The sequence below is a fragment of the Streptococcus sp. ALY_211 genome, assembly GCF_058314555.1.
Genome location: NZ_JBZFUN010000003.1, coordinates 152,937 through 174,330 on the forward strand (window position 1 = coordinate 152,937; position 21,394 = coordinate 174,330).

At 41.5% G+C, this 21,394-nt stretch carries 15 protein-coding genes; 12 read left to right on the top strand and 3 right to left on the bottom strand.

What is annotated here, in order from left to right; genetic code table 11:
• Nucleotides 1-93: 93 nt before the first annotated feature.
• The 6 genes from nagB (at nt 94) to AC4HAJ_RS04060 (ending at nt 6,948) form a co-directional block, all read left to right on the top strand.
• Complete coding sequence (gene nagB, locus AC4HAJ_RS04035) at nt 94-813, top strand: glucosamine-6-phosphate deaminase (RefSeq protein ID WP_491078877.1); 720 nt, start codon at nt 94-96, stop codon at nt 811-813.
• Complete coding sequence (locus AC4HAJ_RS04040; RefSeq protein WP_491078878.1) at nt 803-1,519, top strand: pseudouridine synthase; 717 nt, start codon at nt 803-805, stop codon at nt 1,517-1,519. Before nagB ends, AC4HAJ_RS04040 begins: the two co-directional genes overlap by 11 nt.
• Before the next feature lie 213 nt (nt 1,520-1,732).
• On the top strand, nt 1,733-2,674 hold the full coding sequence (locus tag AC4HAJ_RS04045) for a competence protein CoiA (RefSeq protein ID WP_491078879.1): 942 nt from the start codon (nt 1,733-1,735) through the stop codon (nt 2,672-2,674).
• A 48-nt stretch (nt 2,675-2,722) separates the two neighbouring features.
• On the top strand, nt 2,723-4,525 hold the full coding sequence (gene pepF / locus AC4HAJ_RS04050) for an oligoendopeptidase F (RefSeq protein WP_491078880.1): 1,803 nt from the start codon (nt 2,723-2,725) through the stop codon (nt 4,523-4,525).
• 221 nt (nt 4,526-4,746) lie between these two features.
• Entirely contained in the window at nt 4,747-6,591 is a 1,845-nt protein-coding gene (gene typA, locus AC4HAJ_RS04055) for a translational GTPase TypA (RefSeq protein ID WP_491078881.1), read from the top strand.
• 33 nt (nt 6,592-6,624) lie between these two features.
• Nucleotides 6,625-6,948: a DUF3165 family protein gene (locus AC4HAJ_RS04060; protein ID WP_491078882.1), complete on the top strand. Its 324-nt coding sequence runs from the start codon at nt 6,625-6,627 to the stop codon at nt 6,946-6,948.
• 274 nt (nt 6,949-7,222) lie between these two features.
• Here AC4HAJ_RS04060 and AC4HAJ_RS04065 read toward each other — a convergent pair whose 3' ends face one another.
• A complete protein-coding gene (locus AC4HAJ_RS04065; RefSeq protein WP_491078883.1) occupies nt 7,223-8,941 on the bottom strand; it encodes an alkaline phosphatase in 1,719 nt (572 codons plus the stop codon).
• Between the two features lie 325 nt (nt 8,942-9,266).
• On the opposite strand from AC4HAJ_RS04065, the gene murD reads away from it, so the two are divergent.
• The 5 genes from murD (at nt 9,267) to AC4HAJ_RS04090 (ending at nt 17,158) form a co-directional block, all read left to right on the top strand.
• Nucleotides 9,267-10,622: a UDP-N-acetylmuramoyl-L-alanine--D-glutamate ligase gene (gene murD, locus AC4HAJ_RS04070; protein ID WP_491078884.1), complete on the top strand. Its 1,356-nt coding sequence runs from the start codon at nt 9,267-9,269 to the stop codon at nt 10,620-10,622.
• A 2-nt stretch (nt 10,623-10,624) separates the two neighbouring features.
• On the top strand, nt 10,625-11,698 hold the full coding sequence (locus AC4HAJ_RS04075) for a UDP-N-acetylglucosamine--N-acetylmuramyl-(pentapeptide) pyrophosphoryl-undecaprenol N-acetylglucosamine transferase (protein WP_491078885.1): 1,074 nt from the start codon (nt 10,625-10,627) through the stop codon (nt 11,696-11,698).
• Between the two features lie 13 nt (nt 11,699-11,711).
• Complete coding sequence (locus tag AC4HAJ_RS04080; RefSeq protein ID WP_491078886.1) at nt 11,712-12,887, top strand: cell division protein FtsQ/DivIB; 1,176 nt, start codon at nt 11,712-11,714, stop codon at nt 12,885-12,887.
• Nucleotides 12,888-13,221: 334 nt separating this feature from the next.
• Nucleotides 13,222-14,766, top strand: coding sequence for a peptide chain release factor 3 (locus AC4HAJ_RS04085; protein ID WP_491078887.1), 1,545 nt, complete (start codon nt 13,222-13,224; stop codon nt 14,764-14,766).
• 229 nt (nt 14,767-14,995) lie between these two features.
• The gene (locus AC4HAJ_RS04090; RefSeq protein WP_491078967.1) at nt 14,996-17,158 is read left to right on the top strand and encodes a PHB depolymerase family esterase; all 2,163 of its coding nucleotides are present in this window, start codon (nt 14,996-14,998) and stop codon (nt 17,156-17,158) included.
• 194 nt (nt 17,159-17,352) lie between these two features.
• Here the strand turns inward: AC4HAJ_RS04090 and AC4HAJ_RS04095 are convergent, their stop codons facing one another.
• Both AC4HAJ_RS04095 and AC4HAJ_RS04100 read right to left on the bottom strand, forming a co-directional pair.
• Entirely contained in the window at nt 17,353-19,080 is a 1,728-nt protein-coding gene (locus AC4HAJ_RS04095) for a glycerophosphodiester phosphodiesterase family protein (protein WP_491078888.1), read from the bottom strand.
• Between the two features lie 74 nt (nt 19,081-19,154).
• Nucleotides 19,155-20,012, bottom strand: coding sequence for a metallophosphoesterase (locus tag AC4HAJ_RS04100; protein WP_491078889.1), 858 nt, complete (start codon nt 20,010-20,012; stop codon nt 19,155-19,157).
• 265 nt (nt 20,013-20,277) lie between these two features.
• Between AC4HAJ_RS04100 and prfB the strand changes: the two genes are divergently transcribed.
• A protein-coding gene (gene prfB, locus AC4HAJ_RS04105; RefSeq protein WP_491078890.1) for a peptide chain release factor 2 occupies nt 20,278-21,376 on the top strand; the annotation gives its coding sequence in 2 pieces (ribosomal slippage) (nt 20,278-20,349 and nt 20,351-21,376; 1,098 coding nt in all).
• The last annotated feature ends 18 nt before the right edge of the window (nt 21,377-21,394 follow it).

Sequence of the window (21,394 nt, forward strand, 5' to 3'; positions counted from 1 at the left end):
ATCACCTTTTGCTATAGTCCATGACGTGGTATAATTGGCATGAAGCAAGCTACATGGATAAGCGAACCTTAGCGAGAAGAAAGAAGGAATCCCATGTTAATTAAGACAGTAGACAATCAACTAGAAGGCGCAAGGCTAGCCAAAGATATCTTGAGTCTAGCAATGAAGCAAGGGGCTAAAACAATAGGCCTAGCCACAGGCAGTTCTCCGCTGGCTTTTTATCAAGAGTTAGTCGCTAGTGATCTCGATTTTTCAAAACTGACTTCCATTAATCTTGATGAATACGTTGGTCTACCAGCAGATCATCCACAATCCTACCACCATTTTATGCAGACCCATTTGTTTAGGGCAAAACCCTTCAAAGCTAGCTATCTCCCCAATGGTATGGCTGAGGATTTAGACCTGGAAGTAAAGTCCTATGAGAAGCAAGTAAGAAGACTAGGGATAGATATCCAGATATTGGGAATTGGTCGCAATGGTCATATTGGCTTTAACGAACCGGGGACCCCATTTGATAGTCAGACCCATGTCGTTGATTTGACAGAGAGTACAATTCAGGCCAATAGCCGTTTTTTTGTCAATTCTGACCAGGTTCCCCGTCAAGCTATTTCTATGGGGATTAGTTCGATTCTATCGGCTAAAAAAATCATTCTTTTTGCCTACGGTGAGGAAAAAGCCAGAGCCATAGTTGATACTGTCTGTGGGCCTATAAAGCTAGATGTCCCAGGTAGTATCTTACAAACTCATCCAGATGTCGTCCTCATCCTAGATAGAGCTGCTGCCAGCTTACTACCATCCACTTATGCGAATTGATAAGCTCTTAGGTTTAGCTGGCTATGGATCTAAAAATGCTGTTAAAAAGCTTATACGGAGCCAGCAGGTAACCATAGATGGTCAATTAGTCCGCGATGATAGTCAAAATGCTGATCCGGGCTTGCAGGTAGTAAGAGTAGGGAAGAGGCAAGTTGACTACGAGGCAGAAAGTTATTACTTACTCAATAAGCCCTCAGGTGTTGTGAGTGCTGTCAGTGATAAGAACCATCGGACAGTCATTGATTTGATTGCCAAAGAAGATCAAAGACAAGGACTCTACCCCGTCGGTCGTTTGGATCGTGATACACAGGGGCTTTTATTGCTGACAACTAACGGTCCTCTAGGCTATCGAATGCTTCATCCCCAGTATCATGTTGATAAAACCTACTATGTTGAAGTCAATGGTCCCTTACTTTCAGATGCTGAGGATTTCTTTGCAAGGGGAATAATCTTTTTAGATGGTACTAGGACCAAGCCAGCTAATCTTAGGATTTTATCCAGCCATCCAGAATTATCAAAGGCAGAGGTTACGGTATCAGAAGGAAAGTTCCACCAAGTGAAAAAGATGTTTTTAGCTTATGGAGTAAAAGTAACAACGCTCAAACGGATCAGTTTTGGAGGCTTGGAGCTTGGTGACTTGAAATCTGGAGAATATCGACAATTAAATACTCGAGAAAAGAATATTCTAAAAAACTACTTGGGATGAAACCTTGCATATCCTAATGGGTCTGACCTCTAAGACAAAATGAAACTAAGTTATCTGGTCCTTTGACAAAGATAGTGAAAAAGCCAGCTACAAAAGATGGTCGCATTCCGTAAACAAAATGAAAAAACATAGAGAGTTTGGGACAAAAGTGGAAACTCATTTGTCTTGTCCTACTCTCTTTTTTTACGGATAAAATAGGTGAGGAGGACGCTTATGTTAGTAGCTTATGATGCCAAGGGATATTTAATCAATTTGCTTGAGGAATTACCACCTGAGAAACAAAACTTTTTTTGCCCAAGCTGTGGTGGACGCTTAAGGTTAAGGCAAGGGTCAGTCATGCGCCCTCACTTTGCTCATATGAGTTTGAAGGACTGTCTTTTCTATAGTGAAAATGAATCTGCTGAACACCTTTCTTTAAAGGCTCTGCTTTATCAAGCCTTAGTAGTACAAGAAAAAGTTGAAGTGGAGCGAGTGATCCCCCAAATAAAGCAGGTTGCTGATCTCATGGTAAATGATCATCTGGCTCTGGAAGTACAGTGCAGTCGTTTGTCATCAGAACGCCTGAGAACACGAACTAAAGCCTATCACCTGCATGGCTATCGGGTGCTTTGGCTGCTAGGGAAAAAATTATGGCTCGGTAAAAGACTAGCACCCCTGCATCGTGATTTTATATATTTTTCAGAGAATATGGGCTTCCATCTGTGGGAATTGGATCTTGCAAAGAAGACTATTCGATTAAAATATCTTATTTACGAAGATTGGCATAACCAGGTTCACTATTTGGTTGAAGAGTTCCCTTTAGGGAAAGGACTTATGGATTTTTTCCGCCATCCTTTTCGCTCTCAAAAAATGTCATCCTATCAGGTAGCGATGGATCGAGACCTACTCAGCTACATTCAAAAGCAACTGATAGCTAGAAATCCCAAATGGATGCGTCGCCAAGAATGTGCTTATAATAAAGGAGAGAATCTTTTGACGAAAAAATTGGAGGATTATTTTCCTCAAGTTCGCTTTCCTAAAGGATCCTTTGCTCAAATCGACAGAGCCTTAGACTTGTATGAGGACCAGTTTTTGGACTACTATAAGAGCCAAGCTATGCAGGATATCCAAGTTTTATACCCGCCAAAATTTTATGCTAGAATAAGATCAAAGTGAATTTAGAAAGTAGTAGGGATAGTATATAGCCCTGCAAGAGGTAGCACAATGTCTAGCAATCGTGAGCATATTGATCCCAAAAGACAGTGGGACTTGACGAGTATTTTTGCCAGCGATCAAGATTGGGAAACAGAATTTTCTCAGCTTTCTCAAGATCTTGATCAAGCGTCGCATTTATCCGGCCGTTTATCTCGCTCAGCTAAAGATCTTCTTGAGGTAACAGAAACCTATTTAAACTTATCTCGCAGACTAGAAAAACTGTATGTCTATGCTTCGATGAAAAATGATCAAGATACTACAGTGAGTACCTATCAGGAGCTACAATCCAAAGCGTCTAGCTTATATGCACATTATGCTCAGACCTTTTCGTTTTTTGAACCAGAGTTGTTAGAGCTTCCTTCGGAGACTTATCAAACCTTTTGTCATCAAGAGGCGAATCTTGGCCTTTACCACCATTTTTATGAGAAGATTTTCACCCAAAAATCTCATGTTTTATCTCAACGTGAAGAAAATCTTCTAGCTGGTGCCCAAGAGATCTTTGAGGCTGCCGGTGAAACTTTTGAGATCTTGGATAATGCAGATGTCTTGTTTCCTATGATCACTAATGAAGAGGGGAAAAGTATTGAGCTGACACATGGTAACTTTATCACCCTAATGGAGTCGAAAGACCGTGGGCTCAGACAGAGAGTCTATCAAGCCTATTACAGTATCTATCAACAGTTTCAGCATACTTATGCTAAAACGTTAGCAACTAGCGTTAAGCAGCATAACTATACTGCCAAGGTTCATCACTATGACTCTGCCAGGCAAGCTGCCCTAGCCAATAACTACATTCCTGAACAAGTCTACGAACAGTTGGTGTCTACAGTTAATGACCACCTTTCTCTTTTGCAGCGCTATATGAAGTTGCGACAGAAAATTCTAGGGTTAGAGCAATTAAAAATGTATGACCTTTATACGCCCCTATCTGAGCTGGACCTCTCTCTGACCTATGAAGAGGCCATCGCTAAAGCTGAAAAAGTACTAGCTGTTTTTGGCCCGGAGTACCAGAAAAATCTCCACAAGGTCTTTCATGAACGATGGATTGATGTGGATGTTAATAAAGGCAAGCGCTCAGGTGCTTATTCTGGTGGATCTTATGATACCAATGCCTTTATCTTACTAAATTGGCAAGATACGCTAGATAATCTCTATACACTTGTTCATGAGACTGGGCACAGTATGCATTCAGTATTTACACGTGAAAATCAACCTTATGTATATGGTGATTACAGCATTTTCTTAGCAGAGGTCGCCTCAACGACCAATGAAAACATCTTGACGGAAGTCCTGCTTAAGGAAGCCAAGGATTCTAAAGAACGCTTTGCTCTGCTCAATTACTATCTAGATAGTTTTAAGGGAACAGTCTTTCGTCAGACTCACTTCGCTGAGTTTGAACAGGCCATCCACCTCGCTGATGCAGCTGGAGAGGTTTTGACCAGCCAGTATCTCAACGATCTCTATGCTGAACTCAATGAGAAGTATTATGGATTAGCTAAGGAAGATAACCCTGAAATTCAGTACGAGTGGGCCCGGATTCCTCATTTTTATTATAATTTCTATGTTTATCAATATGCGACAGGATTTGCAGCAGCCAATTATTTAGCACAAAAAATTGTCCATGGAAATGATGACGATAGACAGCACTATCTCGATTATCTTAAGGCTGGTAGCTCAGCCTATCCCCTTGAAGTCATTGCTAAAGCTGGTGTTGATATGACCAAGAGTGATTATTTAGAAGCAGCTTTCAAAGTTTTTGAAGAAAGACTGACAGAGTTGGAAACTTTGGTTGAAGAAGGTATCCATAACTAAGATCTGATAGCCTTTTAATCAGCTTGTAGGAAGGTCTTGCAAGCGATACGCTAAATAATTTAGGAAATAAGTCTGTTCTATAGCCTTCTTGATAAAAATACTTAAAGCTATATAAGAAGATTGCCCTATCTAAAACGTTTACATGACTAAAATACTGATAGAGGCGCCATTTTTATGGTACAATGTAAAAGCTAAAATTTTATAGAGATACAGAGGAAAACATGTCAAAACTCAGAGAAGATATTCGTAATGTTGCCATTATTGCCCACGTTGACCACGGTAAAACAACCTTGGTCGATGAGCTTTTAAAGCAGTCGCAAACCTTAGATGCACGTAAAGAGCTTGATGAGCGTGCTATGGACTCAAACGACCTTGAAAAAGAGCGTGGTATTACGATTCTTGCCAAGAATACAGCCGTTGCTTACAATGATGTCCGAATCAATATTATGGACACACCAGGTCACGCCGACTTTGGTGGTGAAGTTGAGCGGATCATGAAGATGGTTGATGGTGTCGTACTGGTTGTTGATGCCTACGAAGGAACTATGCCACAAACTCGCTTTGTTTTGAAAAAAGCCTTGGAGCAAAATTTGACGCCAATTGTTGTGGTTAATAAAATTGATAAACCAGCTGCCCGCCCAGCAGAAGTTGTGGATGAAGTTTTAGAACTTTTCATCGAACTGGGAGCAGACGACTCTCAACTTGATTTCCCGGTAGTCTATGCGTCAGCTATCAATGGAACATCCTCAATGTCTGATGATCCAGCTGACCAAGAAGCTACAATGGCTCCAATCTTTGACACTATTATCAACCATATCCCAGCACCCGTTGACAATTCAGAGGAACCTCTGCAGTTCCAAGTATCCCTGCTGGATTATAATGATTTTGTTGGACGTATCGGTATTGGACGTATCTTCCGTGGGACAGTAAAGGTTGGTGATCAAGTAACCCTCTCCAAACTCGATGGTACAACGAAGAATTTCCGTGTTACTAAACTCTTTGGTTTCTTTGGGCTGGAGCGCCGTGAGATCGAAGAAGCCAAGGCCGGTGATTTGATTGCCGTTTCAGGTATGGAAGACATCTTTGTTGGTGAAACAGTTACCCCTACGGATGCTGTAGAACCCCTGCCAGTCCTCCATATTGATGAGCCAACCCTTCAGATGACCTTCTTGGCTAACAATTCGCCTTTTGCAGGTCGAGAAGGGAAGCACGTAACTTCTCGTAAAGTTGAGGAACGCCTTTTAGCTGAACTTCAAACAGATGTTTCTCTCCGTGTTGATCCGACTGATTCACCGGATAAATGGACGGTCTCAGGTCGTGGTGAGCTTCACTTGTCCATTCTCATTGAGACCATGCGTCGTGAAGGCTATGAGCTTCAAGTATCCCGCCCAGAGGTTATCATTAAAGAAATTGATGGGGTTAAATGTGAACCGTTTGAACGGGTTCAAATCGATACACCAGAAGAATACCAAGGTTCTATCATCCAAGCCTTATCTGAACGTAAAGGTGATATGCTGGACATGCAGATGGTTGGTAATGGTCAGACACGTCTGATATTCTTGGTTCCTGCGCGTGGTTTGATTGGCTTTTCAACCGAATTTCTATCGATGACACGTGGCTACGGGATTATGAACCATACGTTTGATCAGTATTTGCCAGTCGTTGCTGGTGAAATTGGCGGACGTCATCGTGGTGCCTTAGTTTCTATTGATACTGGTAAAGCGACAACTTACTCTATCATGAGGATCGAGGAGCGTGGTACGATTTTTGTTAATCCAGGTACCGAGGTTTATGAGGGAATGATCGTCGGTGAAAATGCCCGTGAAAATGACCTTGGTGTTAATATCACAACTGCTAAACAAATGACCAACGTACGGTCTGCAACCAAAGATCAGACAGCTGTCATCAAGACTCCTCGTATCTTGACTCTAGAAGAATCTCTCGAGTTCTTAGATGATGATGAGTACATGGAAGTAACGCCTGAGTCTATTCGCTTACGTAAACAAATCTTGAACAAGGCTGAGCGTGATAAGGCTAATAAGCGTAAGAAAAAGACAGCTGAGTAATGGTGTTCTTACTTCTGGTAAGGAGAGTGCGAGATGTCTTATATTATTGTGGCAATATTGATTGCCCTTTATTATTTCTTTGCGGCACCTAAGTCGATAAAGAATACCATGAATATGATATTGATCATCGGGATCGTAGCTATTCTTTTAGTCCTCTCGATACTTGGATTTGCAAAATTACTCCAATCCCCTCCTGAGGTCTTTCTAGGGATAGTGATGATAGGGCTTGGATTTTTTACACTGCGCGATGTCCTGCTCTTATCGCCAAAACCAAATAAACATGCTGAGTATTTTTCTCGCAGCTATCGTTTTATTCGTAATTATTTCAAGGCTAAAGATGATCACTCAAAAAAATAAGTCTGATAGATTCAGGCTTATTTTTTCTGATGACATTAAGTTAAGACAATAAAAGTTTAACACTGAAAGCCAAACTATTCCTAAGTGAACCACTTGATAAAAAAGCTAATTATGTTGGCTTTTACGATACTTATAAAAACGTATGAAGATAAAATTGAAAGGATCTAGTTCTGTAGTAAACAGAACTAGATCCTTTCAACGATTTCTTATCCAATTTTTAGGGGAACACCTGCTTAGAGGGAAATTTCTTTTCACTGTTAAAAATAGCACAATATTATTTTGAGTTTGGTTTTTGCTGCCCCACACCTGATGGTTTTTGTGTCTTAGTTTCACCTTTATCAGTTGGTTGGGTCACTTTGCCATTGAATCCCATAGCATCAGCTATCCTGATAGCAACATCTGTATCATCAAACTCTCCATCAAACATATAAGCACCTGATCCCATAGCATAAACAGGAACCTTTTCACCTGAATGGTCATTGGTTGACCAAGCTAGTCCTGATTTTTTATCAAGAATACGTGTGGCTGTCACAGACACGGGTACATAGCCACCATAGCTAACATTCTGCTCTTCTGATGGCTTTTTAGATTCCTCAAAAGCAGCCCTCAGTTGATCATACTCTTCTTTGGAGCAAAGCATACGATTATTAGCCTTTTCTTCCTGATAAGAGTCTTTATCGGAGTTACTTACCTTTTCAGATGGAGCATCCGCTTCTAATTTAAGACCAAAGAACTCCTCGATGTTATATTTAAACTCCTCAAAAGTCAGTTGTGGATTTTGTTTTAATGCTTCTGTAACAATATTATCAAATTCAACTTGTGAGCCTTTTTGTTTAGTTAATACATCAAAATAAGTTTCATATCCTGTTGAAGCATTCCCAATAGTAAAACCTCCTGTGGCATGGTCAGCTGTCACTACAATTAAAGTCTCATCTGGATGTTCATTATAAAAATCAACTGCCTCCTGAATAGAATTTTGAAAATCGATAACCTCTTCAACAGTGGTCGCACCATCATTTGCATGCTCAGCCCAGTCAATCTTCCCAGACTCTGCCATCATAAAGAAACCTTCGGGATCATCTTCCATGACTTCAATCCCTTTTGCCACCATGTCACCAAAATCTTGACTCTTTTTAGTTTTATCGATAGCGTAGGTCATTGAGCCTTCATCCTGCAAATCTTCGGATACCCAATAAACCTTTTTGGAATCTTTATTGATTTTCTTGGCATCCTTTTTTGTCTCATAAATCGTATAGCCTTCATCTCTTAGAATATCATATATATCTCTTTGATTATTAGCTTTACCTGTTCTTTCATTTAATGATCCTCCAGCAAAATAATCAAAATCTGTTTTTGTCATTTGCTTACCAATATCATAGTAAGATTCGCGTGATTCTTCGTTGGCATAAAAACCAGCTGGCGTAGCGTGGTTGAGCGTCACTGTGGATAAGATCCCGACCGATTTTCCTGCTCTTTTTGCCTTCTCTGCGATAGAATCAGATGACTTTTCAAAATCACCAGAAACCCCTAGGGAGTTCGTCTGTGTCTTGTTCCCCGTCGCAAAAGCACTAGCAGTGGAAGCTGAATCAGGAATGAAAGAGTGACAATCGTACTGTGTTTTCAGACCAATCACAGGCATTTCAGTAAAATTCATCAAATCAGGGTACACTTCATCCTTATTTGTCTGTGTAAAACCTTTATAATTTTCTGCTGCTGTCACAGGTGTTATTCCCATACCATCCCCAATAAACAAAAAAACATATTTGGCTTGATTAGTGTTAACTTTTGTGTAGTCTTCGATTTTGGGACGATTAGTATCGTAAAGTTGCACATCTCGTCCGTTTGCAGTTTTTTTAGCTACCTGACTATTATTGACAGCTGTGGTGTCTAGCTTATAGTTACTAATAGCATTATTATTTTGACAGGCTACAAGTAGGCTAATGGAGAATAGCAATGCACTACAGCTTTTCACAAGTTTGAATGAACTTTTCATCTGCTGACCTCATTTCTTTATTATTAGTTACTTTAAATCTTATAGGATTATTGAAAATTTTTGAGGAAGTCTCAGTAAACTTTATGTAAAACTGCCATATCTGACCTGCATCTCCAAAAAGTCAGGTAGAAAATCTAACAATTGAGGTGCTTTTAGTGCTCTTTTTAAAACTGATAACAAGAACGGAAAAAACAGCTATTCTTTATCACAAAAGTTCAAACTTATGTCAATATACTAGGAGCTAAACTCCCTTGTATTTACCTTGAAAAAGCATGGGATTAAAGGTAAAATATAAAGAACGATATTAGGTAGAATTGGGTGCAGTATGAAAACTATTACAGATTTTGAAAATAAGAAAGTCTTGGTTCTTGGCTTGGCACGTTCGGGCGAGGCAGCAGCACGTCTCTTGTCTAAGCTTGGAGCTATCGTAACCGTCAATGATGGGAAAGCCTTTGAGGAAAATCCCTCAGCTCAGTCCCTTCTGGAAGAAGGAATTAAGGTCATTTGTGGCTCTCACCCACTCGAACTCTTGGATGAAGACTTTGCCTATATGGTCAAGAATCCAGGTATCCGTTACGATAATCCCATGGTTTCAAAAGCTATAGAAAAAGGTATTCCTGTCTATACTGAAGTGGAGCTGGCTTACCGAGTATCAGACAGCCCCATTATCGGTATTACAGGATCAAACGGCAAGACGACAACAACGACGATGATTGCGGATGTTTTAAATGCTGGTGGTCAATCAGGACTTCTTGCGGGAAATATTGGTTTCCCAGCATCTGAGGTTGTTCAAACGGCTTCAGACAAAGACAGACTAGTCATGGAGTTATCCTCTTTCCAGCTGATGGGGATCGATCAATTCCACCCCCATATAGCTGTTGTGACCAATCTAATGCCAACTCATATTGATTATCATGGCAGTTTTGAAGACTATGTAGCAGCCAAGTGGAATCTTCAAAAGAACATGATTGCCGAGGATTATCTGGTTCTCAATTTTAATCAGGACCTCGCTAAGGATTTAGCTACCAAGACTCATGCCACAGTAGTCCCTCTTTCGACAAATGAAGAAGTTGATGGGGCTTATCTTAAGGAAGGCGGTCTTTATTTTAAAGATGAATGTATTATGGCAGCTGCTGACCTTGGTGTTCCAGGTAGCCACAATATAGAAAATGCTCTGGCAACGATCGCTGTTGCCAAACTATCTGGTATTGACAATCAGGCTATTAAGGAAACCCTAGCCAGCTTTGGTGGCGTCAAACATCGCCTTCAGTCGCTTGGAGAGGTGTCTGGAGTCACCTTCTACAATGATAGTAAATCAACTAATATTTTAGCAACACAAAAAGCTCTATCAGGCTTTGACAATAGTCAAGTCATCTTAATCGCAGGTGGTTTAGACCGTGGAAATGAGTTCGATGAGCTAGTAGCCGATATAAAAGGGCTAAAGAAGATGGTAATCCTAGGTGAGTCTGCTCCACGTCTGAAACGTGCAGCAGATCAAGCCGGAGTTAGCTATCTTGATGCTAAAGATGTTAAGGAAGCCACACAACTAGCCTTTCAAGAAGCAGCAAAGGGTGATGTCGTCCTGTTGAGTCCAGCTAATGCTAGCTGGGATATGTATAAAAATTTTGAGGTTCGTGGAGATGAGTTTATTGCTGCCGTCGAGTCTCTCAAGGGAGAATAATCATGGCTAAGAAGATTGTTTTTACGGGCGGTGGTACTGTGGGTCACGTAACCTTGAACCTTATTCTTATCCCTAAATTTTTGAAGGATGGGTGGGAAGTTCACTATATTGGTGATAAAAATGGAATTGAGTATGAACAGCTAATCAAGTCTGATCTGGAAGTGACCTTCCATAATATCGCTACAGGAAAGCTGCGTCGCTATTTTTCATTCCAAAATATGTGGGATGTCTTTAAAGTAGCTTGGGGGATCCTTCAGTCAATTTTTATCATTGCTCGTATCAGGCCCAAAGCCCTATTTTCCAAAGGTGGGTTTGTATCTGTACCTCCCGTCATTGCTAGTAAAGTATTAGGAGTGCCTGTCTTTGTGCATGAGTCAGACCTATCTATGGGCTTGGCAAATAAAATCGCCTATAAGTTTGCAACAAAAATGTATACAACATTTGAGCAGCCTCAAACCCTAGTCAAGGCACAACATGTAGGAGCGATTACTAAGGTAACGGACTTTACTTGGACAAGCAAGGACCAAGAAGCCCTAGCGCCCATTAAGGCTCAATTTGATCCGCATCTCAAAACCCTGCTCTTTATCGGAGGGTCAGCTGGTGCCAAAGTCTTTAATGATTTCATTATCCAAACCCCTGAGCTCATGGCTCATTACAATGTCATCAATATATCTGGTGATAAGAGCCTCAATAGCTTAGAGAAAAATCTCTATCGTATTGACTATGTGACAGACCTCTATCAGCCCCTAATGAGTCTGGCTGATGTTGTTGTAACACGGGGAGGATCCAATACTATATTTGAGCTCTTAGCGATGAAAAAATTGCATGTGATTGTTCCTCTTGGCAAGGAAGCGAGCAGAGGAGATCAGCTAGAAAATGCAGCCTACTTTGAGAAAAAAGGCTATGCGCTTGAGTTGCCGGAGCCTGAGCTGACCTTTGATAAACTCCACCACGCTATTGATCAGCTCTTGGATGATCAAGACCAATACCTAGAATCCATGGCACAAACGAAAGAATTGAAGTCGCCAGATGAATTTTATAGCTTGTTGAGCGAGGCTATTACTCATAAGAAATAAGAAGGAGGAAACGTTGGCTAAGACACCCCCAAAAGACTCTAAAAAATCTCAAGGAAATCAAGGGCTTACTGAATGGCAAAAGCGTAACCTCGACTTTTTAAAGCAAAAAGAAGAAGAAAAAAAGGAGCAAGAAAAGCTCCAGAAAGAGTTGATAGCTGAAAAACGCAAACGCCTAAAAGACAATGGTAACTCTGACTCAGAAACCATTGAAACGCTGACGCAGCAAAATAATTCTAAGAAAACAGGCGCCGGGTTCAAAGAAAGTTCAACAAAGACCTCTGGGTCTAAAACAAAGTCTCAATATAAAAAAGCTAAACCCATTAAACCTAGTCATCCCAGAGCACCAAAGTTTCGCCGACGTATGGCCAGCATTCTTGTTCCTGCCATTTTAGGTCTGGTTTTGTCTATTTTTTTCATGACGCCGCTCAGCAAGGTCAAACACTTTGAAGTGAGAGGTGCCAACCAAACGACGGCCCAGGAAGTTCTAAAATCGACAGGTGTGGTGGACGATGCTTATACCCTATCTACTTTTTTAGATAGAGGACAGCTGGAAAAAAATATAAAGCAAAATGATCCTTGGATCAAATCAGCAACGATTAGCTATCGCTTTCCAGTGACTTTCACTATCCATGTCAAAGAGTATAGTATCATTGCTTATGCCAAGTCCGACACTGGCTATCTCCCAATTTTAGAGAGTGGTCAAAGATTGGATACAGTGTCTGCCAGTGATTTACCAGATGAGTTCACGACGATCAATCTGGAAAACGGGAAGGAATTAACTCTCCTTATTAAGAAGATAATCAAGATGGACCAAGACTTGGTCAGTCAGATTGAAACTATTTCTCTGGCAAAATCTAAGACGACCCCAGATCTCCTGAAATTAACGATGAAAGACGGTAATACTGTCTTAGTTCCCCTATCAAAAATTGATAAGAAATTACCCTACTATGATGATATAAAAGATAAGGTGGGCAGTAATGCGACTATTGATATGGAGGTTGGAATTTACGCCAGTGGTACCAAAACCCAAGATCAAGAAGACCTAGCTGATGAAACATCTGAAGGTGGTGCAGACAGTGCCTCAGAGTCCCCAGAATCATCCTCTTCATCCAGTTCCACAGATCCTAATATCCCTGCAAGCTCAGAAACAGATCTAAACTTACCAGGTGGCGATGCTTCATCGCAATAGAGGTGGGACGAAAACCAGTATTTTGATTTAGATACTCAAAATTGCTTACCTTTTACTAGGACTGAAACCCTTTGATGAGACTAGGAATAAGTGAAAATCAATCAGGTCAATCTCGTAATATAGAACAGAGTGCCAAAGAGTTTGAACGTTTGTCTCAGACTCTTTTTATTAGGCGAGTTTTAAAGAGGGGCTTAATCCAAAGACTCACATTGAAAACCTCCCTCAATTTCGTTATAATGAGTGGGAATTACGACACGTTAGCTAGCTTAGGCAAATGCTATTGCTGAGTAGCTATCTATCATGCAGACTAAAAGATAAAGATAAGGAAAAAGATATGACATTAGAAGATGAGATTAAAAAGCGCCGCACCTTTGCCATTATTTCTCACCCTGACGCAGGAAAGACAACGATTACCGAACAGTTGCTCTATTTCGGTGGGGAAATTCGTGAAGCTGGAACGGTCAAAGGGAAAAAGACCGGCACCTTTGCCAAATCTGACTGGATGGACATTGAAAAACAACGTGGTATCTCTGTTACCTCATCGGTCATGCAGTTCGATTATGCTGGTAAGCGCGTCAATATTTTAGATACACCAGGGCATGAGGATTTTTCTGAGGACACCTATCGGACCCTGATGGCAGTAGATGCAGCTGTCATGGTTGTTGACTCTGCTAAGGGGATCGAGGCACAAACCAAGAAACTCTTTGAGGTTGTTAAACATCGTGGCATCCCTGTTTTTACCTTTTTCAATAAGTTAGACCGTGATGGACGAGAGCCGCTTGATTTACTCGAAGAACTAGAGGAAGTGCTGGGAATCGCTGCTTACCCAATGAATTGGCCTATCGGTATGGGAAAAGCTTTTGAAGGGCTTTACGATATTTACAATAACCGCTTGGAGCTCTATAAAGGAGATGAGCGCTTTGCCACTATCGAAGAAGGAGACAACTGGTTCAGTGCCAATCCTTTCTATGATCAAGCCAAAGAGGATATTGAACTCCTAACTGAGGCTGGCAATGAGTTCTCTAAGGAAGCCATTCTCAAAGGGGCTTTAACCCCCGTCTTCTTTGGATCTGCCTTGACCAATTTTGGGGTGCAGACTTTTCTGGATACTTTTTTAGAGTTTGCACCAGAACCGCACGGCCATAAGACAATCGATGACCAGGTGATTGATCCCTTGGACAAAAACTTTTCAGGATTTGTTTTCAAAATTCAAGCCAATATGGATCCACGCCACCGAGACCGTATTGCCTTTGTCCGGATTGTGTCGGGTGAGTTTGAGCGCGGTATGGGGGTTAATTTGACCCGTACTGGCAAGGGAGTCAAACTATCTAATGTGACCCAATTTATGGCTGAAAGTCGTGAAAATGTGGAGAAAGCAGTGGCTGGTGATATTATTGGTGTCTATGATACAGGGACTTATCAGGTTGGAGATACTCTAACTGTGGGGAAAAATAAGTTTGAGTTTGAACCCCTACCAACCTTTACACCAGAGATTTTCATGAAAGTGTCTGCCAAGAACGTTATGAAACAAAAGTCCTTCCACAAGGGAATTGAGCAATTGGTTCAAGAGGGAGCCATTCAGCTCTATACCAATTATCAGACCGGTGAGTATATGCTTGGAGCAGTTGGCCAGTTGCAATTTGAGGTTTTCAAACACCGCATGGAAGGTGAGTATAATGCTGAAGTGGTTATGACACCAATGGGGAATAAAACGGTTCGCTGGATCAAGCCAGAAGATTTAGATGAGCGTATGTCCTCTAGTCGTAATATTCTAGCTAAGGATAGGTTTGACCAGCCTGTTTTCCTCTTTGAAAATGATTTTGCCCTGCGTTGGTTTGCAGACAAATATCCAGATGTGGCACTAGAAGAAAAAATGTAAAGATCCTAAAGAGATCAGGAACGATAAATATCTGAAAAATTTTTAAGGATATGTTAAAATTGACCCGTAATCTAGTAAGGATATGCGATTATTTCTTAGTGGGGAAAGAGAGAAATAGTCGCTATCCTACAGACTAGACTAGTAGTAGCCAAAAGGGTTTATCCTTTTTCCTATCAGATAGTAGTGTTTAGCTTTTGATAGGATCATGAAGTAGTAGAAGTGGAGTAGTATTATGTTGGAAAAAAAGCAACGATTTGGTTATCGGAAACTATCAGTCGGTTTAGCAAGTGTCGTTTTAGCGACAGCTATATCTGGACTTGGGGGCAGTGTCTACGCAGATGAGCCTAACCAAGGTGCACCAGTCCAGCTTGAATCGACAAATGTGACAGAAGAGTCATCCTCAACGCAACCGGCAGACTCTTCTACCTACCAGACTCAAGGAGAGCTGACTAATGTTCCTGAGAACTCACAAGCTATGCCTGAGCAAAAAACCACAGAGTCAACAGCCCAAGCAGCTCCAATAGACTCAAATACAGTGAGCACTCAGGAAGTGCCGACTGTCCAAGCTCCCCTAGAAAATCAAGGAGAAGCTAGCCAAGCAAAACCAGCAGCTCTAAGCCCTAAATCAGTAGCTTCCACCCGCTACAGCAACACATTTGTAGATGATAGCCAAGGAAATTGGTACTATTTGGATGCTAACGGTAATAATGTCACTGGTCAGCAAAATATTAATGGTAAAGATTACTATTTTGAAGCAGATGGTAAGCAGGTCAAGGGTCGGGAAGTTACTATTGCGGACAAGGTCTACTATTACGATGCAGATTCTGGTGAAAAATGGGTCAATCGCTTCCATATGGGGGCCGATGATAAGACTTGGTACTATCACGGTAGTGACGGAGCCAAGGTTTATGGGGCTCAAACCATCGATGGCCAAAGTCTTTATTTTGATCCTGCGACAGGAAAGCAAGCCAAAGGTACTTTTGTAACGATCGACGGTCTTCAATACTACTACGAAGAAACTAAGGGACTTCAGCTTAAAAATACTAGTCGCCAGATTGATGGCTTAGAATACCAATTTAACGCTAATGGTCAAGCCAGTGCTAAAGACAAGGCTAACGTTGTCAATACTAGTCTGGTTATTTATAGTTTTGAATTTGGTCCCAGCGTGTCTAAGATAGTCCTGCAATTCGATCGTCCAGTGACACCAGCTGTGATCCATGACCTAGCTAAGGTGACAACAGCAGGAGCTGAGCGCAAGGTTACAAATTCTTATGTGTCTGATGCACGTGGTAATGTGGTTTATCTCAAGGATAGCAATTATGTTACCTTAGAGTTAGAAGTACCTTACGACCAAAATAATGCAGCCAACAATGCCTCACCTTTTACATTCGACTTGTCTAAATGGCAAAATAAGTGGGTCAGTGATTATACTGTCACGGTCGATGGTTTAGAAGTCTTAGCACAAGGGACTAGCCGTCACCAAGTCGTTCACTCTAGTCAAAATGCTATTCAAAATCGTATCATGCCAGATACTGAGCGCTTCAATGAGCGTGGTACAGTAGGCCGTTACAACTTTGCCGCCTATGCCCCAACCAGCCTTCGTGGTGGTGAGAAGAATCCTCTAATCATTTGGCTGCACGGTGTTGGTGAAGCAGGTAGCGATATCACTATTCCACTCTTGGCTAATGATGTAGACCAGTTGACCTATAACCCTATTCAAAATCATTTTAGCTCTACTGGAAATGGAGACCAAAAAGGAGCTTATGTTTTAGCCCTTCAATCACCTGCTCAGTGGACCAAGGAAGATACAGCTAGCTTGATGTCTGTCATTAGGGGATACGTTGCTTCTCATCCAGATGTAGATGCTAATCGTATCTATCTAGCTGGACTTTCTAGTGGTGGCGGCATGGTTGCAGAGATGGGAATTGCCTATCCTAACTATTTTGCTGCTCTATTACCGATTTCTGCACCTTTTGACAGCCACCTCAGTCAGAATAATACAGCGATTGATAGTCAGGCGCTCTCAGCCCTTTATGATCAGCCTATGTGGCTCATTCAGACCAGAGCAGATGACACGGTCTTAGCAGATAACAATGCTTTGCCTTTCTATAAGAATCTTCTCAAAGCTGGTGCCCAAAACAAATGGCTCTCTTACTTTGAAAGTAATCAAGGAAGCTTTATCCCAACTGCAACCTATAATGGTCACTGGTCTTGGGTTTATCTCCTCAATGACCAGGTGACGGGTGTGCAAAACACAGATAATGCTAAAAACTGGGATCAATATTACGGTATAGTTGCCAGCAATAGAACGCACGGTGGCGATGCTAAGGCAGTCTATAATAACCAAACCTATAACAATGTCTTCGATTGGCTCAATGCTCAGAGACGCTAATGTTTCACTTAATACTTAGACAGTCTATCTGACGGTATCAGGTGGGATCCAAGCACTAAAAAACAATCAGTCATGAGTGATAAGGGTGCAGGCCATAACTTCTTAGTTATATCAACTCAATCTTACTTTCAACTACTGCGCCAATCAAATGAATAGTAAAAAGTCTGGAACCAAAAGTCCAGACTTTTTAGCTGTCATTCCTCAACTCCTATATTGCTGATAAGTGGGGGAGATAAAGACAGATCAGACCTTGCTTCTTGATAAAGATCAGGTTGGTCAGTAATGATACCAGAAACAGAACTCTTGGAAAGGTCCTGTAGTTGACTAGTTTGATTGACAGTCCAAGCATAAATAGGCTTGGACCGTTCATGAGAAACTAGTAGTGCCCAAGGTGTCACAGAGAATTCTTGAACAGCATAGAAATCTACCGAAATATCAGGAAGCTTGCCAGCCACAAATTTCATAATATAGCCGGTTTTAGCTTGAGGGACCTGATCTTCCAGTGATTCAATGAGGGAACGATTGGTAGACATGATCTCATGAGTGCTAAATAGATGTTCATGCTTGGCCTGTCTGATAAAAGCTCTCAAAAAGGTGTCAGGATCTGAATGGTAGGGCTTAAGCTCGATAATGAGTTTTTGATGGCTAGCCTTAGCAGCACTTAAAAATTCTCCCAAAGAAGAAAGATGGCTGCTAAAGCCTCTTTGCCTAAGTGTAATAGTCTTGGCCTCCTTCAGAGTCATATCGGAAATATTGCGATTGAGATGGGCCAGACGCCTGAGATTATTGTCATGACTGACGACAAACTGCTGATCTTTAGTCATAACGATATCCATCTCTGAGTAATCAGCACCAATTTTATGAGCCTCTTGCATCGCTTCTATCGAATTTTCGACAGCATTTTTGGTATAACCACGGTGTGCGATAAGAAGTGGAGCTTTACTGTCTCGGTAGTTGGTCTCAAGACTAGACGTGATCAGTCCAAACCCCAATAAGCCTAGCAAGAGAATGACACCAACTAGATGATATCCTTTATAGGAAAGAGGCTGGTTCAATAGTCTTACGGACACTTTTGCTTGTTCCTGACTTATTAAGCTACAAGCTAATAGTGAAAGTATCCATTTTCCTAGGATCACCAATACAGAAGCAAATAAGAAAAAGAAGGGAGCAAGACTATTGATGAAGCTGTGTTGGCTTATCAGATAAGTTACAAGCAGTCGGCAAAAAGTCCAGAGAAAATAAGATACCCCTGTATAGAGGAGGATGACTTTGAAGAGTAAGGACTGATGAATACGTGAAAGTGTCCAGCTTTGCTTTAGAGCCTGACTGGGTGTTAAGCCCTTTATTACAGTTAGCGGTAAAAAGAAGAGAAGTCTGATATTGAGGAAAATCAGCACTCCCCAGATCAAACAAGCGATAAAGCCAACCACTCCCCCTTGTCCATAAGGAGTTAGCAAGCTAGGGAGATCAAAATCCTTCAGTAGACTCCAGCTGAAGCCTAATTGGCTGACGGGAAGAAAGATAAGCAAATAGCTGATACAAATAGCCAACTGCTTAAACAGTCCTTGCCTGGCACCTTGCTGCAATGATTGGAAGCCTGGGTCTTTATCAGGCTTATTATTATCGCTCCTTAAAGATCTGAGCAGGATAATAGCTTCACCTAGACTGATTGCTAAAAGAAGGAAGAGATAGCCCATGAGACTACTTAGAGCTAAGGGATGTTTGAGGATCTCTGGCAGGTCACCTATATCTAATTGCCCAGTATTAGCATAAAGGCTAATACGGCTGATAAGCAAAGACAAAGCGCCCTTAGCCAGATAAGCTCCAAAGACATAAAGCCATAAACTAATTCTTAAAAAATCTAGAGTACGCTTGCTCAGTTCTTTTCCTACATATCGTCCCCATCTTTCGAAGTCGCTCACGATAGACCTCCTTGTCACTCCATTATCAGCTAGTCTAGAAAGATTTGAGGAGACATCTCTGCTAGACCTCTAAGTTATAGCTCAAATAAAGTCATTGACTTTAACAATTCTTCAGGTAATTGTTTTTTCTTATAGGATTGATAGTTTGCCTTGTCCTTGACTAGGTGGTAGCGCTTAGAGAGATTCCAGCTACCACTTGGATTGTATTCGGGATGATCTGAGACAAAGTCTATTGTCAAGTCCCACTCTCTGATATAGCCCAAAGGGCGTGAATGATACGTGATATCATCAATCTTTTGATCCCCGTAAGACCTGTGAGCATGACCAAAGACCACATCGCTAACGCCATAGCGGACAAACAATTCATGAAAACGCTGGCTGCCTAGAAAGGCGTTAAAGGGTCTAAATCGCTCATGTGTCATAGTGAAATTCCGATGAGGCACAAAGTGCATAGCAACAATCAAGCGACTGGTATCTAGCTCCTTTAACATATTCTCAAGTCTATTCAAGATCTCGTCCACAATATCAGGATCGTCAGCTTGACGTGTGAGTCTGCGGTCAAACCAAAAAGTACGCTTGAGCCGGAGAATATCGTCTAGATTATCTGGGGAAAAAGAATAATCATACCAACCATGAAAACTTAACAGTTGACGTTGACCAATCTGGTAAACCTGATAATCAAGACGATTGATGGTAGACTCATCTAAATCTAGCATATCGTGATTTCCGAGATTGTGACTGATTTCCAGATGTTGAGACAAAAATGTCAGAAAAGGCTGGGTGATATCGTAATAATGATTGCTGATATCACCAGCTAAGTGAAGATGTGTAACCTCTTGTTCTTGTAATATCTTTATCAGAGTTTGGATCTCAAAATCTCCAAAACGATTGAGGTCAATATGTAAATCGCTCATAATAGCAAGTTTTTTCATGGCTTATATTCTAGCAAAAAAACGCCCTAAAAGATATGACTGACTTTGGTTGAGTGGGATTGATCTGTGACACATGGCAAATTTAGCCCCTTTGTGGTAGAATAAAACAGTTACAATGAGAGTGGGACTCAATCAGTCAGTCGTGATAAATGACGATTTTGATTTTGTTGCCCCCAGCTACTGCATTAATTTTTTAATCTAAAATAATGCTAAGGAGTCTGGACTTTTATCCCAGCCTCAATAAAAGATAAAGGAGTGCAACCCTATGGAAGTGGCTGAAATCCGCCAAAAATTAGTAGATAATCAAGAGAAGTTGACTAGCTTCAGGAGGTCTCTTTGACTTAGAAGGTCTAGAAGAAGAGATTGCCCTGCTTGAAAATCGAATGACTGAGCCAGACTTTTGGGATGACAATACTCTTGCCCAAAAGACATCACAGGAACTCAGTGACCTCAAACAAACTTATGATACCTTTACCCAAATGGTTGAATTATCCGAAGAGTCAGAGCTTTATATGGAAATGCTTGAGGAAGATGACAGTGTTCAAGCTGAGCTTGAAAGCGTCCTTGAAAAGTTGGATAAGATGATGACAAGCTATGAAATGACCCTGCTTTTGTCAGAACCTTATGACCACAATAATGCTATCCTTGAGATCCATCCTGGCTCTGGTGGGACTGAAGCTCAGGACTGGGGAGAGATGTTGCTGCGTATGTACCAGCGCTACGGCAATGCTCAAGGTTTCAAGGTTGAGACTCTTGATTATCAAGCTGGTGATGAAGCTGGTATCAAGTCCGTGACCCTCTTATTTGAAGGTCCCAATGCTTATGGTCTGCTCAAGTCTGAGATGGGTGTTCACCGTCTGGTGCGCATATCACCATTTGACTCTGCCAAACGCCGTCATACCTCTTTTACCTCGGTTGAGGTTATGCCGGAGTTGGATGATACTATTGAGGTTGATATCCGTGACGATGATATTAAGATGGATACTTTCCGCTCAGGTGGTGCTGGTGGACAAAATGTCAATAAGGTCTCAACCGGTGTGCGTTTAACCCACATTCCTACTGGTATCGTCGTAGCTTCTACTGTTGACCGGACTCAGTATGGAAACCGGGATCGTGCTATGAAGATGCTCCAAGCCAAGCTTTATCAAATGGAACAAGAGAAAAAAGCAGAGGAAGTTTCTGCCCTCAAAGGGGATAAAAAAGAGATCACTTGGGGCAGTCAAATCCGCTCTTATGTCTTTACCCCCTATACCATGGTCAAGGATCATCGTACAGGCTATGAAGTTGCCCAGGTAGACAAGGTCATGGACGGGGACATCGACGGCTTTATTGATGCTTATCTCAAGTGGCGGCTCGAAGACTAATGTTATACAGAAAGGAAT

Coding starts and splice junctions, on each gene's coding strand:
- pepF (WP_491078880.1), top strand. CDS start 2,723: ATGTCTAGCAATCGTGAGCATATTGATCCCAAAAGACAGTGGGACTTG.
- murD (WP_491078884.1), top strand. CDS start 9,267: ATGAAAACTATTACAGATTTTGAAAATAAGAAAGTCTTGGTTCTTGGC.
- AC4HAJ_RS04100 (WP_491078889.1), bottom strand. CDS start 20,012: ATGAAAAAACTTGCTATTATGAGCGATTTACATATTGACCTCAATCGT.
- nagB (WP_491078877.1), top strand. CDS start 94: ATGTTAATTAAGACAGTAGACAATCAACTAGAAGGCGCAAGGCTAGCC.
- AC4HAJ_RS04060 (WP_491078882.1), top strand. CDS start 6,625: ATGTCTTATATTATTGTGGCAATATTGATTGCCCTTTATTATTTCTTT.
- AC4HAJ_RS04075 (WP_491078885.1), top strand. CDS start 10,625: ATGGCTAAGAAGATTGTTTTTACGGGCGGTGGTACTGTGGGTCACGTA.
- AC4HAJ_RS04065 (WP_491078883.1), bottom strand. CDS start 8,941: ATGAAAAGTTCATTCAAACTTGTGAAAAGCTGTAGTGCATTGCTATTC.
- typA (WP_491078881.1), top strand. CDS start 4,747: ATGTCAAAACTCAGAGAAGATATTCGTAATGTTGCCATTATTGCCCAC.
- AC4HAJ_RS04045 (WP_491078879.1), top strand. CDS start 1,733: ATGTTAGTAGCTTATGATGCCAAGGGATATTTAATCAATTTGCTTGAG.
- AC4HAJ_RS04085 (WP_491078887.1), top strand. CDS start 13,222: ATGACATTAGAAGATGAGATTAAAAAGCGCCGCACCTTTGCCATTATT.
- AC4HAJ_RS04040 (WP_491078878.1), top strand. CDS start 803: ATGCGAATTGATAAGCTCTTAGGTTTAGCTGGCTATGGATCTAAAAAT.